At 55.3% G+C, this 15,689-nt stretch carries 15 protein-coding genes and 1 tRNA gene; 5 read left to right on the forward strand and 11 right to left on the reverse strand.

Going from position 1 to position 15,689, the window contains the following annotated elements:
• The coding region (gene nqrF, locus PHD76_06035) for an NADH:ubiquinone reductase (Na(+)-transporting) subunit F (GenBank protein MDD5261392.1) at positions 1-2,029 on the forward strand (2,029 nt) is incomplete at its 5' end.
• Positions 2,030-2,042: 13 nt separating this feature from the next.
• On the opposite strand, the gene PHD76_06040 is transcribed toward nqrF, so the two are convergent.
• The 3 genes from PHD76_06040 to PHD76_06050 form a co-directional block, all read right to left on the reverse strand.
• Positions 2,043-2,498, reverse strand: a complete 456-nt coding sequence (locus tag PHD76_06040; GenBank protein MDD5261393.1) for a hypothetical protein — start codon at positions 2,496-2,498, stop codon at positions 2,043-2,045.
• A gap of 980 nt (positions 2,499-3,478) precedes the next feature.
• The gene (locus PHD76_06045; GenBank protein MDD5261394.1) at positions 3,479-5,488 is read right to left on the reverse strand and encodes a helicase C-terminal domain-containing protein; all 2,010 of its coding nucleotides are present in this window, start codon (positions 5,486-5,488) and stop codon (positions 3,479-3,481) included.
• A gap of 155 nt (positions 5,489-5,643) precedes the next feature.
• Positions 5,644-6,432: a CbiX/SirB N-terminal domain-containing protein gene (locus tag PHD76_06050; GenBank protein ID MDD5261395.1), complete on the reverse strand. Its 789-nt coding sequence runs from the start codon at positions 6,430-6,432 to the stop codon at positions 5,644-5,646.
• A 411-nt stretch (positions 6,433-6,843) separates the two neighbouring features.
• Between PHD76_06050 and PHD76_06055 the strand changes: the two genes are divergently transcribed.
• On the forward strand, positions 6,844-7,077 hold the full coding sequence (locus PHD76_06055; GenBank protein ID MDD5261396.1) for a phage integrase N-terminal SAM-like domain-containing protein: 234 nt from the start codon (positions 6,844-6,846) through the stop codon (positions 7,075-7,077).
• A gap of 125 nt (positions 7,078-7,202) precedes the next feature.
• Here PHD76_06055 and fbaA read toward each other — a convergent pair whose 3' ends face one another.
• The 5 genes from fbaA to PHD76_06080 all read right to left on the reverse strand — a co-directional run bounded on the left by fbaA (position 7,203) and on the right by PHD76_06080 (position 11,735).
• Complete coding sequence (fbaA, locus tag PHD76_06060) at positions 7,203-8,234, reverse strand: class II fructose-bisphosphate aldolase (GenBank protein ID MDD5261397.1); 1,032 nt, start codon at positions 8,232-8,234, stop codon at positions 7,203-7,205.
• Between the two features lie 176 nt (positions 8,235-8,410).
• The gene (locus PHD76_06065; protein ID MDD5261398.1) at positions 8,411-9,505 is read right to left on the reverse strand and encodes a S1C family serine protease; all 1,095 of its coding nucleotides are present in this window, start codon (positions 9,503-9,505) and stop codon (positions 8,411-8,413) included.
• Positions 9,495-9,962, reverse strand: coding sequence for a hypothetical protein (locus tag PHD76_06070; protein MDD5261399.1), 468 nt, complete (start codon positions 9,960-9,962; stop codon positions 9,495-9,497). Before PHD76_06070 ends, PHD76_06065 begins: the two co-directional genes overlap by 11 nt.
• A gap of 2 nt (positions 9,963-9,964) precedes the next feature.
• Positions 9,965-10,573: a sigma-70 family RNA polymerase sigma factor gene (locus PHD76_06075; protein MDD5261400.1), complete on the reverse strand. Its 609-nt coding sequence runs from the start codon at positions 10,571-10,573 to the stop codon at positions 9,965-9,967.
• 106 nt (positions 10,574-10,679) lie between these two features.
• Positions 10,680-11,735 (reverse strand): polyprenyl synthetase family protein, encoded by a 1,056-nt coding sequence (locus tag PHD76_06080; protein MDD5261401.1) that lies wholly within the window; start codon positions 11,733-11,735, stop codon positions 10,680-10,682.
• 145 nt (positions 11,736-11,880) lie between these two features.
• On the opposite strand from PHD76_06080, the gene PHD76_06085 reads away from it, so the two are divergent.
• Complete coding sequence (locus tag PHD76_06085; protein ID MDD5261402.1) at positions 11,881-12,354, forward strand: MarR family transcriptional regulator; 474 nt, start codon at positions 11,881-11,883, stop codon at positions 12,352-12,354.
• Between the two features lie 23 nt (positions 12,355-12,377).
• On the forward strand, positions 12,378-13,007 hold the full coding sequence (locus PHD76_06090; GenBank protein MDD5261403.1) for a polyphenol oxidase family protein: 630 nt from the start codon (positions 12,378-12,380) through the stop codon (positions 13,005-13,007).
• Here PHD76_06090 and PHD76_06095 read toward each other — a convergent pair.
• The 3 genes from PHD76_06095 to PHD76_06105 all read right to left on the reverse strand — a co-directional run bounded on the left by PHD76_06095 (position 12,993) and on the right by PHD76_06105 (position 15,398).
• Positions 12,993-13,622 (reverse strand): DUF2062 domain-containing protein, encoded by a 630-nt coding sequence (locus tag PHD76_06095; GenBank protein MDD5261404.1) that lies wholly within the window; start codon positions 13,620-13,622, stop codon positions 12,993-12,995. The two genes, PHD76_06090 and PHD76_06095, sit on opposite strands and share 15 nt — an antisense overlap.
• Positions 13,623-13,701: 79 nt before the next feature.
• On the reverse strand, positions 13,702-14,655 hold the full coding sequence (locus PHD76_06100) for a tetratricopeptide repeat protein (protein MDD5261405.1): 954 nt from the start codon (positions 14,653-14,655) through the stop codon (positions 13,702-13,704).
• Positions 14,652-15,398: a metallophosphoesterase family protein gene (locus PHD76_06105; protein MDD5261406.1), complete on the reverse strand. Its 747-nt coding sequence runs from the start codon at positions 15,396-15,398 to the stop codon at positions 14,652-14,654. The genes PHD76_06100 and PHD76_06105 overlap by 4 nt, the downstream gene beginning before the upstream one ends.
• Before the next feature lie 145 nt (positions 15,399-15,543).
• Here PHD76_06105 and PHD76_06110 point away from each other — a divergent pair.
• Positions 15,544-15,615: transfer RNA gene (locus PHD76_06110), tRNA-His, on the forward strand.
• Positions 15,616-15,689 lie beyond the last annotated feature (74 nt).

The following is a 15,689-nucleotide window of genomic DNA, read 5'->3' on the forward strand; positions in this document are numbered from 1 at the left end:
GATCCTGCCCTACGCGCTCTACAGCGTGCTCTACGCCTCGACATCCGACTCCCGCTGGCACGAGGCCGGACACGGCACCGCCTTCAAAACCGACTGGATGAACAACGCCCTCTACGAAATTGCCTCGTTCATGGTCATGCGCGAATCCACGGTCTGGCGCTGGAGCCACAATCGTCATCATAGCGATACCATCATTGTCGGGCGAGATCCGGAGATCGCCGTCCCCCGCCCCCCAAACATCAAGACGCTCATCATGGGCTTTTTCAACCTTCCGGTGTATCCAAAATATTTCAGGCAAATCATAATGCACTCCTTTGGCCGGATGAGCGCCGATGAGAAGACTTTCATCCCCGAGAGTGAATTTCCAAAAATCTATTGGAAGGCCCGCATCTGCGTACTCATCTACGCCGATGTCATCGGCCTCGCGATCTGGACCGGCAGCATCCTGCCGCTTCTCTACGTTGGCCTTGCCAACCTTGTCGGCTCATGGCTCATGGTCATCTACGGCCTCACCCAGCACGCCGGGCTCGCCGAAAACGTCCTCGACCACCGCCTGAACTGCCGGACGGTCTATATGAATCTGATCCACCGCTATCTTTATTGGAACATGAACTATCATGTGGAGCATCACATGTTCCCGCTGGTGCCCTATCATGCCCTTCCGCAACTTCACGCCGCCGTCAAGGATGACATGCCGACGCCTTACCCAGACATCCTCACCGCCTGGCGCGAGATCGTCTCGGCTGTGCTTCGTCAGGTCAAAGACCCCGCCTACCATGTGAGACGCAAACTGCCCGAGACCAAGGCGCGCCTCAACGAGGGCCTCCACAGATCCGACGCCATGCCTGATGCCGACGGTTGGATCGAAATTTGCGCCGCAGCGGATCTCGGACCCGCCGACGTCATTCGCTTCGACCACGGCAAGAAAACCTATGCCATCTGCCGCGACGACAAGGGGAATCTCCATGCCACAGACGGCATTTGCACCCACGGCAACACCCATCTCGGCGACGGCCTTGTGATTGGAAATACCATCGAGTGCCCGAAGCACAACGGACGCTTCAACCTGGCTGATGGTTCACCGGCGCGCGCCCCCATCTGCCGCGGACTCGCCACATTCCCCATCGAGGAGCGCAAGGGCCGTCTCTGGCTCAACATCGCCCACCCCGGCGGCGCTGGAACCCGCGAGCAAAAAACCTATCATCTCCGCGTCGTCAGCAACAAGAACGTTTCCACCTTTATCAAGGAACTTGTTCTCGAACCCGTGGATCCGACGGAGAAAATCGCATTCACACCCGGCGACTACCTGCAATTGGATATTCCTGCCTACGAAAGCATCCCCTTTCGCGGGTTTGACATTCCCGAACCCTACGCCTCGGTCTGGGAGCGGCAACACATCTTCGACCTTGTCGCGCACAACCCCGAGACCGGCAGGCGCAACAACTATTCCCTCGCCTCCAATCAGGAATTCGAACGCATTCTGCGCTTTAATGTCCGCATTGCCACGCCGCCGCCCGGGCAGGATTGCCCGCCCGGCGTCGGTTCCACTTACGTCTTCAACCTCAAGCCGGGCGACACCGTCTCCGCCATCGGTCCCTTTGGCGACTTTCATATCAAGCCCACGCAACGGGAAATGGTTTATATTGGAGGTGGCGCAGGCATGGCCCCGCTCCGCGCCCACCTCTCGCATCTTTTCGAGACGGCAAAGACCGCCCGCAAGGTCAGCTATTGGTATGGAGCGCGCTCAAAGCAGGAGCTCTACTATCAGGACTACTTTGAAAACCTCGCCAGGTCCCACTCGAACTTCACGTTCCACTCCGCCCTGTCCTCTCCCCTGCCGGAGGACCAGTGGAGCAGCTACACCGGGTTTATCCACGAAGTCGTGCTGGACAACTATCTCAAGGGTCATGAGAACCCGAAGGTCGTCGAATTCTATCTCTGCGGCCCGCCCCTGATGATCAAAGCCTGCACGAAGATGCTCGCCACACTCGGCGTTCCCGCCAACCACATCGCCTACGATGAATTTTAAGAGCAGCTTGGAATTACTTGAGCCTTGTTTCGTAGAAGACGTATTTGCCGTCGGTCCGGACGAAGAAATCCTTGTTGAGCAGAATTATGGTGTAGGCCGGTGATGCCTCATTTGCGGGAGTGTATCCTTGTGATTCATAAATCCTGTTACCTTTCAGCAGCCAACGTCCATGCAGGATACCCTCTTCAACCGGCAGCAGGGTCCATGTCCCGTCTTTTCGGTAAAGGTAATCGTGACGCGGAGATCGCCATGAGCCTGGCAGCAGCTTTGAAAAATCCGGATCCGCGGGCGCCGGGTGCTGGATCAGTTTTGCGTCGATCTCAAACGCCGCCGTCGCATTGCCGGCCTGGGCAAATTTTTCGCGTTTCGGAATCAGGTCCAGAATGAGGCTGACGCGTTCAGACTCGGATTCGGCGAGGAGCACATGGCCTGTGAATAGAAACAACAACAGTAATATTCCGGTCTTCATGATGAGAGACAATTGAACCACCAAGACACAAAGACACCAAGAAAACAATTTTACAGGAAGGTCGCGAAAAGCGCAGAGAATGGAGATTAATACGAGCACGGTTTTAAACGCGGATTTCGCAGATAAACGCAGTTGGGAAGCCTTAAGAATCGGAGTCCTTATTAGTGATCCTGTTCATCCTGTCAAAAATGTGCCAGTCATGCCAACTTTTCACAAAGCTGCGCGATGGAATCGCCTTGTTCTGTGTCAGGCAAAGGCGGCCGTTAGCTAACCTTGTGAGGTTATTCGGAAGAAAAAAAGCGGTGTCGCGCCCGGAGGGCTTGCCACCGCACTCCATATCACATCCATCATACAAAGCGCATCAATGCGTCATCGCGAGAACCCAAACCTTCAAAGAAGGTGTTTTGAGCGGGAAAGAACGTGAGCTGTAGCTTACCGCAACGCGGTTGCATCCTTCAGCCCAGGGTTGGCGCGAGTCAGCGAGAGCCTACCCTGGGTATCTGTCAAAAATGTTCCCAACTCTGAAGGAGTTCACTCGCGATGCCTATCGGAGTTGCAGCGGGGCGGCATGGGCGAGAGGAGGACGGAACCCATTCAGGGTTCGGGGTATTTTTTGATTTTACCCAGGGTAGCTCGTTCCTCGCAACCCTGGGCTGAAGGACGAAACGCCGTTGGCGTTTTAGCTAACATCATATATCTCAACATCTTGTCACATCTGTTCATTAGGAGGTTCATCTGGAACACTCGCGACGCATGTCGGAGTTGGACCGTGGCGACCCATATATCTCTGGATTGCCGCGTTGTCCGCCACGGCGGACTCCTCGCAATGACGAAGCATGCCTGCTTCGTCTGGGATCACTGTAGCTTCAGTCAGCAGCTTTATGTTTTAAGCCTCCAGTTTCCCATCTGCGTCTATCCGCGTCCATCCGCGGTTCTATTTAAGTTCCTTCTGGATTCTGGATTTTCCTCCGCGCTCTAAATCATTCAACCATTTCATCCAGCACTTTATTCTCCAGCAGGATAACCGGGCACTCCGGCAGTTTACCCAGAAATGCCCTGCCATAGGACTTGGACAAAATCCGCGAGTCCAAAACAGCAATCTGTCCGGTGTCGGTGGCGGTGCGGATCAAGCGCCCGACTCCCTGGCGAAACTTCAGCACCGCTTCCGGCAATGAATATTCCTGAAACGGGTCGCCTCCGCGCGCTTCGATCCATTCCAGCTTGGCCTCGACCAACGGATGGTCGGGCACGGCAAAGGGCAGCCGGGTCAAGATCACGTTCTTCAAAAGGTCGCCCGGCAGATCAACACCCTGCCAGAAGCTGTCGGTACCGAACAACACCCCGGATTTGCTTTTCTTGAACGCCTCGATCAGGCGACGGCGCGAGGTGCCTGTCCCCTGCACCAGCAGTTCGATTTCATGTTTTTCAAAGCATCGCCTCATGGTGGCGGCCATGCGGTGCATCAGTCCGTAACTGGTAAACAAGACCAACGCCCGGCCCGCGGTCTGGCGTGAAAAATATTCGATCCAGCGCTCAAGAGCGGCCTCGTATTCCCGCGAAGCGGGCTCAGGCAGGCTTTTGGGGATAAACACCCGCATCTGCCGCGCGTAATCAAACGGCGAATCCAGTTGAAGGGCGTCCGCATCTTCCGCACCCACCCGATCCTGAAAATAGCCAAGCCCTTTCCCCACGGAAAGCGTGGCGCTGGTCAGGATTGCGGAATGCTCCGGTCTGAAAATGGTTTGGCGCAATACTTCAGCCAAATCAATCGGCGCGGCCTGCAATTGCAGGCTGGCATGATCCCTGCCTGTCCGCTCCACCCAATAGACATAATCGTCGCGCTCTTGCGAAAGAAACGTCTTGAGCTCATCCCGTACCGACGCAAAACGCCTCGCGAAGTCGCGCAGTTCAAGCTGCGTGCTTTCGTCCTTGGTGTCCGTGGCCAGTTCCAGCAACGACTGCCGTAATTGCATCAGCGGCAGCGCGAGCGAATCCTCGGCCAGCTCCGGCTGCCGTACGCGGAATTCGTTCCCCTTTTTGAAAGTGCAGGCCGTCTCGATTTTTCCAAAAAATATGTCCATTTCTTCCATCAGGTGCGACACCTGCTTTTGCGCCTCGCCCGCGCGCAGGACCGAAAGCAAACCCTTGCGGGTCGAGGGATGATGCAGTCGCTGGAGCTGGTAACGCAGGGCCGAAGATGAAACCGATAATCCAATATGCCGCGCCGCGGTCAGTTCGAGATTGTGCGCCTCGTCGAAGATCACGAAATCATTCGGGAACAGATAACCCTCCTGCGCCGCGATTTCCTCGTCCATGCCGCCCAGGCAGGTGAAAAAGAGCGTGTGGTTGAGGATCACGAGGTCCGACTCCAAAAGCCGCTTGCGCGCACGCTGATAAAAACATTTCGGATTCGATCCGCAAGTCCGCGTGGTGCAGGTATGCGGCTCGCTGCAAACCTGCGACCAGACCTTGAAATCCGGTTCGGTATCAAAATCGCTGAGCGTCCCCTCCTCGGTCTTTTGCAGCCACTGCCAGATCCGTTCCAGTTCCGCGCGCTCGCTGCTGACAAACAAATCGGCGGCCTGGGTCATGGCGCGCTGGAGGCGGGCCGGGCAAACATAGTTTTGCCGCCCCTTGAGAAGGGTTGCTTTGAAATCAAACGGCAGGATTTTTTCAGCCAGCGGAATGTCCTTGTGAAACAACTGCTCCTGCAGATTGATCGTGTGCGTGGAAATGAGGGCCTTCCGGCCCTGCTCACGGGCAAAGCTGATGGCCGGAAGCAGATAGGCCAGGCTTTTGCCGACACCCGTGCCCGCTTCGACCACCAGATGCCGCTGCCCTTCCAGCGCGCGGGCGACGGCGGCGGCCATGTCCTGCTGCACCGCGCGATGCTCGTACTTGCGCGCCTTTGAAAGCAGGCCGCCAGGGCCGAACATGGCGCGAATGCGTGCTTCGAGCCCGGAGCTGCTATGTTCGATCGGCAAAATCATGAAACAAAATTCTACCGCGTAGCAAGCGCCTGTCCAACAGGGAAAAACACTATGACTTTAACCGCCAAGACACGAAGAATTTTGGATTACGAGAGCTGCCGGGCAAGATGCCCGCCAGTGCGGGCGGGACGCCAGCGCTCCTGTAAAGCAACCATTTAAAGCAAATGCTCGGCGTGGAATTTTTCCACAAGGGCCAGAATCACATCCGCCATTCCTGGTTCGGTACCAAGGGAAGGCGCAACCCAAAACCGTCGCCGATCCGTCGTGGCATCATTCGAGGCGGCTGCGGTTCCGCTTTCTCCCGATGCGAGCAGCGCCGGGATGTCCTCGGAAGCATGCAGGCCGTCGGAAACAAAGAACGGAACCACGATCATCTGCGGCAGGGCCGTCAAAGTCCTCCAATCGCGGATGAAAGGCGGTTCTTCAAGGAAAGCCGCCTCCACCTGGCCATACACGCCCAGTGCGCGAAGTTTTTCCACCTGCGCAACAATCACAGCCTTCGAGTTTTCATTCCTGGGCGTACCGTGCCCCGCGATCAGCAGGCATACATCCTTTTCCGACAACTTTTCGGTTTCCAGGATCGCCCGCGCGCGGCGCAGCAAAACCTCCGTCATCGACGGATGGGTGCCGACCGGGTCGCAATGATAGATGCGATGCCCGCGAACTTCCGTGACCGGCCCTGTCAGGGAAAATTCGCGCGGCAGGATTTGTTTGGTGTAATAGCCCTCGCTGATAAAATTCGGGACCAGGTAAACCTCGCGGCTTTGGACGAGATTCAAGACGTCCTTGTAAAAAGGCGGCTCGAGCCAGAAACAAACGTACACTTCCGCAAAAATCCCGCGTTGCCGAATCCGCTCCGCCTGCTCGCGCGTGGGCCGGCTGGAATCCTGGTTTTGGGTGGAACCGTGGGCTGCCAGAAGCAAGGCTGCATGCCGATAAGTCATCGGAGGCAAGATAACCGGAAACCCAAAAAAAAACAATGGGAGCAAAAGGCAACGATTTTAACGCAAAGGCGCAGGGGAAAATGCAAATAAACTTAAAACTTACTCAGAACCACGGATGAACACGGATAGGCGCGGATAAAAAGGCCGCTATTTGTTTTAAATCGGACGAGACAAGCGCGTCCCTGGTTCCTGCCAAACTTTGGAGCAGGACACTTTGCAGGGGTTTTCAGAAGCGTGTGAAACATCCGGGCTAGTCATAAAAGTTTTTCAAAATATTCACACAATTGACTTCAAATACACCAGCATTTCGATAGAGTTGGCTCCATTATAAAACAGAGCAAGCAACAAAAACAAAGCCGTTCCCGCCAACAAAACCCGGATGACAGCCCGTCGGCCAACAGGCAAACCTGCATGGATTGGTATGTGCGCTATTTAAAATTCCACAAGATGCGGAACCCGGAAAAGATGGGCGTAAAAGAGGTTGCGGCTTTTTTGGGCCATCTTGAAGGCAACGGCTCTACCGCAATCCATATCCAGAACCAGGCGCTTAATGCCCTGGCTTTTGTGTACAGCCATGTTTTGGACAAGCCCTTGCCGGAACTGAACGCCTCGCGTGTGCGCGAAATGCATAAACATAGGAATTGAGCCGCAAAAGTAAATCGCCACGGCGCGAAAGACAACTCCGACATGCGTCGCGAGTGGAATGACCACACACCCCGAAGCGGTCGCCGCGGCGACCTTTCTGCCCCTCTTGATAGAGGGGATTGCTATCAAACTTTGCCGAAGATGGATTTCCCGGTCGAGAGCAGGTCGTCACAGGCCTGTCCGAGCCGCTGGGCAAGGCCGAGTTCCGCTTTTTTCAGATAGGTCCTGGGGTCGTAAGCCTTTTTGTCGCCGATCTCACCGTCGATCTTGAGCACTCCATCATAATTTTTCATCATGTGATCCACGATCGGACGTGTGAACGCGTATTGCGTGTCCGTATCGATGTTCATCTTGACCACACCGTAGCCGAGAGTTTCCCGGATTTCGTTCAGAGGCGTTCCAGAGCCGCCGTGGAAGACGAGGTCGAATTCCGCCACTTTGCCATATTTGGCGACAACGGCGTCCTGTCCCTTTTTCAAAATGTCGGGGCGCAACTTGACGGCGCCGGGCTTGTAGGAGCCGTGCACATTGCCGAACGTGGCGGCAAACATGTAACGGCCGACACCCTTGAGATTCTCATAAACAGCGAGCATGTCCTCGGGCGTGGTGTAAAGTTTGTCGGAATGATGGCCGGAATTATCGACGCCGTCCTCTTCACCGCCAACGACACCAGCTTCGACTTCGAGCACGATCTCGTTCTCGGCGCAAAGCTTGAGCAAGTCCTTCGACAGCGCGATGTTTTCCTTCAACGGCAATTCCGAGGCGTCGAGCATATGGGAGGTGAAGAGGTTCGACTGGCCGGCCTTGCGACGACGGGCAGTCTCCGTGATGAGCGGCTTCAGGAAATTGTCCACCTTCTTGGGCTGGCAATGGTCGGTGTGGAGCCCCACCAAGATGTTATATTTTTCTGCGAGGCGATGGGCCGCTTCGGCCAGCACCATGGCGCCGAAGGCCATGTCCTTGACATTCAAGCCCGAGGCAAATTCCCCGCCACCGGTGGAGAACTGGATGATGCCGTCGGATTTTTTATCGGCAAAAGCCTTGAGGGCTCCGTTGATGGTGGTGATGGAAGTGACGTTGATGGCCGGGTAAGCGTAGTCGCCCTTCTGGGCGGCATCGAGCATGGCGGCGAATTGTTTGGGAGTGGCGACTGGCATAATGCGGGAAAGGCTAACGTCGCGCGACGGCTTGGAAAGCAGAAAAGCAAAAAGGGGGTTGCGATATTAACCCTGTGAATGGGCTTATGAGCCGGAAGGTAAAACGTTTTTTACAGGAAGGACGCAAAGTTAAAGAAAATAAAACTCTTTCTTTGCGCTGAACACTGGGAAGTGGATCAGTTATGGGCATTGACCCGGACGGGTTGCACTTGGTTCGGTACCGCCTGTTTTCCAGGTTCGGTCACAAAGGGCAATGTCAACCCATCGGAAGAAGGGTCTTCCAGAATTTTGCGATCCACCACATTGGAGGAGGACGGACGCTCAACCACTTTGATGGCAAAAAGCCGCTCCTTGCCGTTGCGCAAGACCTTGACCGGAACGCTTTCACCGATTCTGGAATAAAACGCCGCGTCGAGAATATCCCTCGGATCCGAGACGGGGTGCTTGCCAATGCTGAGAACCTGGTCGCCCTTTTTAAGGCCGCTGGTGGAAGCGGGTGTGTTGTCGTAAAGCGAATCCACCAGGACCGCCTGGGCCGGTTCCGCGTCCGAGGATTGGCCTTCGATCACGCCGACTCCGACCCAGCCATGTTTGGCGTAACCGTAGGTTTTGATATCGGCCACAATCCGTCCGGCCGCCTTGATCGGGAGCCCGTAGCATTCCTTGCCATCCTGAATGGCCAGCACGAGCATGGCCACGACCTCGCCCTTGTCATTGAGAAGCGGCCCTCCAATTTCACCCGGGCTCACATCGACGCTGGCGCGGATATGGGTTGTGGCAAAAAAACGGTTGAGATAGCGGACGTCGAAACCCTTGACCCAGCCGAAGCTTGGCGTCAGAGGGAGGTTATAAGGATAGGCGATCCCGATGACCCCGGAAGCCATCCTGACAGCATCGGAGTTGCCAAAAGGCAGATACGGCGTGCTGTGCTCATCGACTTTAAGCAGGGCAACGCCGCTGCGCTGGTCCCGTCCAAGAATCTTCGCCTGGAGTTTCTGCGCCTTGTATTCGATCCAAACTTCGGGCGAGTCCCGGACCACTTCATAACTGGTGAGCAGAGCGCCCTCGGAGTCGATGAAAAAACCGGTGCCGGCAAGGGGGCGGTAACCGCCTGTGGAGCGGACCTTGACAATGGCCGGGGCGGCTTTTTCAAAAACCTGTTGGACTTCCCCGCTGATGGAGTCAATTACGCCACTGCGCGAGTCGGCTGCGGCGCTCAGAAAGATAATCAGACAAGCACAGAAACAGCCGTATCGGTGTTTAGAATGCAAAAGCCTTCTCATACGACAGCGGGGTCTGGCCTGTCACGTAGCGGGGACTGGAAAAGTCCTTTTCAAACGCGGAGGCAGAAACCAACTGAAGATCAGGTTGAGACGCCGAGACGGCCTCGGGTTCCACATAGCCCTGTGAGGCGGTTGCGGGAACAACATGAGCCGCAGCCAAGGCTGTGTTCAAACCTCCCCTGCTCCAAGTTCCGTTCATTCCCAATCCGACCAACAGCACAACCAGCGCGAAGCTGCCACCCCAAGCCAGAACCTTGCGGGGCTCCAACGCAAAAACCTGGCGGATCGACTCCGTGACATTTTCAAGCCACGAGGATTTTTGAATCAAATCGGCCCGTTGATAACGGTGAAATTCGTCCAGAAAGGCGTCAAAATAGGCCTGTCCCGGAGTTTCCAGTTTTTTCAACCGCAACAGTTTCTGAAGTGCTTTGTCGTTCAATTCCATACTTATTTATTTCCCAAGTAATTTGCCAACGATTTTTGAAGGTATTGGTGCGCGTAATGCAATCTGGACCGCACCGTTCCCTCCGAGCAGTTCATGGTCTTAGCTATATCAGCATGGCTCATGCCGTCAATATCGTATAAAACCACAACCGCTCTGTGAGACTCAGACAATTTTTGGAGCGATTCGTTCAATTTATTTTGCAGCTCGCCCAGTTCCGAACTCCTCTCTCCGGTCAGAGCTCCTTCATCCGCCAGCTCTTTTTCGGTGGATTCATCCAAATTCATCTCGTTCAGGCTGAAGTCCTTAGACCGTTTTTTATTCTTATTTATATGGTTGATCGTACGGTTCAAAGCGATGCGATAAACCCAGGTATAAAAAGATGCATTTTTTTTGTAGCTCCCCAAGCTTCGGAAGGCCTTGTCAAAAGCTTCCATCAGGAGGTCATTCGTATCGTCATGGTTGGAGGTCATGTTGTAAATGACGCCATATAAGCGTTCCTTATACCTCAAAACCAGCCAGTCAAAGGCTTGAATGTCGCCCGCCAAAACACGGTCAACCAGCGTCTCATCCGGTACCTGGGGTTCGCCGGGTCTGAACTCGCCTCCTGCCATTGTGGGTGCAACTTATTCGCCCCGGCAGGCAAAGGGAAGGCTAAAACCAAGAGATCGTGAATTAAAGCCTGTGCGGACGCACAATACGTTTTTGATTCTGCCCCTCTTACGATTTCAAAACTTCCAGTTCGCGGGCAAACCCAAGGGCAAATGTTTTAAGCGTCTCGACAAAACCGTTCTGAGGCACGCCGTCCAGGATGCGCGCCGCCTTTTCCAAATAATCCTGCGCCTTGCGCACCGAATAGGTATGCCCGCCCATATCGACAATTCTCCGCCTCAGTTCATCACGCCCCGAATCGTCTCCATGCAAAATGGATTCGGAAACTTTTTCCATCTCACTCCCGCCCAATTGCTGCAACATATGCAGCATCGGCAGAGTCAACTTGCCCTTTTTCAAATCGGTTCCCAGGGTTTTTCCCGAGCCGTCTTCCGAGCCAAACAAATCCAGGCAGTCATCGTAGATCTGGTACGCGATGCCGATGCTGTCTCCATAAATCCGATAGGCTTCGACACCCGCGGAAGGCAGGCCGTTCAAATACGCCGAGAGTTCGGTCGAAACCCGGAACAAGGCCCCGGTCTTCATGGCGATCATGCGCAGGTAGTCGGACACCGGCAGCTTCAAGTCAAAACGGCGCTGGGTTTGCAGGATCTCCCCCGCGCACACTTCATTGGCGGCATCGGCAATCTGGCGGCATATTTGATTGTCGTCAAAATGAGTGCATAACTTCAAGGCATGGGCGAAAAGGCAGTCCCCCAGCAAAACGGAAAGTTCGGTTCCCCATTTGGAGTTGGACGTCGGTTTGGCGCGCCGGATTTGGGCATTGTCGAGCACATCGTCATGCACCAGGGAGGCCAGGTGGATCAATTCAATAATGACGGCCAGATCGATATGCTCCTCCTTGCAACCGCCTGTCGCATGGCTGGCAAGAAGAACCAAAGCCGGGCGGATGCGTTTCCCGCTGGTCTCGGTGGCGTATTCGATGTAGCCGTGGATTCCGGGATCAAAAAAATCAGCCTGCTGTTTGATCCGGCTTTCCACCCGCTGCAAATCAGGCTGTACCGGCGCAAAATGCTGCTTCAAAACCAATTTTTTGGCCAGCTTGGGCACGCTTAGCCTTGCGGTCTTGTCCGTCAGGTGCGATATTCTCTGTGAATCGGCCACGCATGAGGCTAAGGCATCGACTTTTATTGTCAAACTGTGGTTCATTTGGCAAAGGGAACGATGAGGGGCACAGGGAAAGCAGGGCTTGCGGGGCAAGATAAATTTTTAGCAAACTAGAGAAGTTGTGTTACCATACATTTAAGGCATGGAAACCAATAAATCATATCCCGCCGGCTCTCCGCAAATCCAGCGGCTGGCCGATATTGTCATGTACGTGCAGCGCAATTTCATTGTCTCGATCACCGAAAAGGTTTCCGAGCGGAAATTGTCGATTCCCCAATACACCCTGCTCGGCTTTCTCTCCGTCAATGATTCGCTGAACATGGGGAAACTGGCGGCTCTCATGGGGCATACGACCCCCGCCACCACGGGCTTGGTGGATCGTTTGGCTCAAGCGGCGCTGGTCGAACGCTTCACCACTCCCACGGACCGCCGCCAGGTACTCGTCCGCATCACAGCCAAGGGCCGCTCGCTGGTGGAGGACATGAAGTCGGATGTGGCTCAATGCCTCTCCAAAATCATGGTCCTTTTGCAACCGGAAGACCAGGCCGCATGGCTTCGCATCTACGAAACCATGTACCAATATTGCTCCCAAAAAGCCGACTCCGAAAGCAAATGACCCAACCCCATGCTCCGTTTCACATGAAACGAGCGGCGGGCTTACGGCCTGCAGATTGCCTGCAATTTTCCGCTCTTGACTGTCCCGGCCTGCAGCATCTTTTCACGCTCCGCAGTTCCACCTGGAAAAGTCCGGAATCCGCAGTCAGCCTGCTGGATTCGGCGCCTCCGCCCTTTGTTCAGGCCGCTCAGATTCACGGCAACGGCGTGGCGCGTGTCGGCCCCACCCATGCCGGACAGAGCATTCCGTCCGTCGATGCCCTGGTGACGGACTCCACGGGATTGGCCCTGCTGGTCCGGGTTGCGGATTGCGGCCCGCTTTATTTTTATGACCCGGTGCGGAGGGTGATCGCCCTTGCGCATTCGGGGCGAAAGGGCACGGAACAAAATATCGCGGGGGCCACGCTCCAAAACCTGAAGCGGCATTATGGCAGCCGGCCGGAGGATGTGATTACCGTGTTAGGCCCTTGCATCCGCCCTCCGCACTATGAAGTGGATTTTGCCCGCGAGATTTGCCGCCAGGTGCGGGCGGAAGGCGTTGTGCAGGTCCACGACTGCGGGCTGAACACCGCTTCAGACCGGGAGCGGTTCTATTCCTATCGCATGGAAAAAGGCGAGACAGGGCGCCACCATGCCGTTTTAAGAATGATTTAACCCGCCTGAATGAGACTTCTTTGAATTGGAGCCGCCATATTTTGAGGCGGTTTTGCTTTTTCCCATTCCATTCGCCGTTTTACTGCGCCAAAACACGAGCACCAGGACTGCGCTGAGCGCGCCGGCGGCGAGGCCGATCAGATTGCAGCCCAGGAACAGGGGCCAGAGGATATCCTGAAAAACCGCCATGGGAGGCCCGAGATGATCCTGCACCGGCCTGAGCAGAAGGTGGTTCCAAATGTTCTCACAAAACACCTGGATTTCAGCCGCATTTCGGTGGGATTTGCGGAGCATCACACAACCCAGCAAATAGGCGGCCGGATAAAAAATGGGGGCTGTAAAAATATTGGTCACCCATTGCAGAGCAAAAGCCACCGGCATGTTGGCCCGGAACCAAAGACACAGCCCTATGGCCAGGAAAACATGAAGCCCGATGAAGGGAGAAGTTGCCACCCAAAACCCGATCAGGCAGGCCTTGGCAACCGAATCCCGCTCCAACATCCAGAGCCCCTTGTGAAAAATATGCTTCCCGCCCAAATGACGCATCCATCCGCGCCGCATTTTACGGCGGGAGATGCCCATTTTACGGAGGCGGCGGAAAAATTTCAGCGACATGGAACCAATACCCAAACACAAGCCGTGTCATCCGGCAACTGTTATACTTGATTTCATGCGAAGGCTTCCGTGGCCGCAATCACGGCTGATTTTTCGGCTCCTCGCGTTTTTCCGCAAACTGGCGCGCCTGCGCAGCGGCCAGTTGGATGTTCTCGGGTTTCATTATGGCGGACAACCTTTGTTTGTCTTCGACAGCCTGGGGGTCGGAGTTGTTGGCGCTGATCATATACCATTTCAGGGCCTCCACAGTGTCGGCCTTGACGCCCTTTCCGATTTCATAAATCACTCCGAGGTTGTATTGCGAATTGACGTTCCCCTGGCCAGCAGCCCGCTTGAGCCAATCAACCCCCGTCTGGACGTTCTGAACCACGCCGTTGCCCTCGAGATACATCATCCCCAGGTCGTTTTGGGCCTTTTCATTCCCGGCATTCGCCGCTTTTTCATACCACCGCGCGGCCTCCCTGGCATCCGCAAGAACGCCCCTCCCCTTCATATAACAACCCGCAAGAAGCATCTGCGCGTCGGAATCCCCTCCCTCGGAGGCCCGGCGAAGCCACTCCGCGGCGGTTTTGGGGTCCGGCGTGGTTCCAATTCCCTCCATATAAACTTTGGCGAGATTAAACATGGCGGGCGCATAACCCGCATCGGCTGACTTCCGGTACCAGGCCACGGCCTTTTCAAGGTCGGGAGCGGCGCCATACCCGTTGGCCAGGCAAACTCCCGCCACATTCATGGCTTTGGGCTGGCCTTTTGCCGCGGCTTTCAGGGTGTACTCAAAGCCCTTTTTCAAATCTTTGGGCACTTGCCTGCCCTCCCAATAAATCATGCCAAGCGCCGCCAGGGCATCCGCATCGCCTGAACCCGCCGCTTTGGTGACTTCTGCCAGGGGTTTCTGGCGCCATGCTTCCATTTTGTCCTCCGCCGAAATCAGGACGGACGGCGCCAGCAGGACTGTGGCGGCCATTGTAAAAATCAAGGCTTGTACTTTGGAGTTCATGCTCGCGTTGCGGAGGCTGCGGCTGGGCGCTCTCACGCCCCGATTTCAATTCGGATCGCCAGCGGCTCAGGCAGTCCCACATCCAAAATTTTTCTTTGGGCCAGCTCCAGATTGTATGGCACCCGGCGGTACTCCACCGTTTGCGATAATGGCGTATAAACCACATAACTGGCCCGCCAATCGCGATCGCGAGGCTGGCCCACCGCCCCGACATTGATCAAATAGCGGGAACCCCGGGTGATCTCCAGCTTGTTGGTTTTTGGAATTTCCCGCACCTCGCGGTCCCGGACAAAAATTTTCGGGATATGGGTGTGCCCGCAAAAACAAAGCGGCGTGTTCTGGTAGGTGAAACTGCTTCTCGCCTCAAGATCCGATGTCACATAATTCCAATTTTCGGGATCATCCAGCGACGCATGCACCACGGTAAAACCGCCGATCCGCAAAATAAAGGGCAATCCCCCCAGAAACGCCTTGTCCTCCGCCGAGAGCCTCTTTTTGGAATAAGTAATGCCTTCGCCCGCCAATGCGTTAAAATTTTTTGCTTCCTTGGGACCCGACACAATTTCGTCGTGGTTGCCCTTGATGACCGGACAGTTCAACTGCTGAACCAGCCGGATGCACTCCCTCGGGCTCGCATTGTAACCCACGATATCGCCCAGGCAGATGGGATGGGTGACTCCCTGCGCATACATGTCCAGCAAGACAGCCACCAGGGCCTCCATGTTGCTGTGAATATCACTAAAAATGCCGTATTTGACCTTCACAAGATTGAGACTCAAATAATAATGAAGTCACAGGCCAGCGCTAGAGAAATTATGTTTTTTTTCTGCCCGAGGCGAACAACCCCCTGAAAGGCACCCGTTCCTGAAATTATTTTTCTATTGTATGAGACGGCAAGCAGGGTAAATTAATCGCCCATCGATGGCGGCCATAGCTCAATGGTAGAGCTCCAGATTGTGGTTCTGGCTGTTGCGGGTTCGAATCCCGTTGGTCGCCCATTTTTACGAACCCGCCTCATTTTGTTGGCTGCCCCGACATTCGTCGGGGGGCCGACTCCTTGTCGGCCTTGC

The sequence above is a fragment of the Candidatus Methylacidiphilales bacterium genome (assembly GCA_028713655.1).
In the GTDB taxonomy this organism is placed as follows: Bacteria; Verrucomicrobiota; Verrucomicrobiia; order Methylacidiphilales; family JAAUTS01; genus JAQTNW01.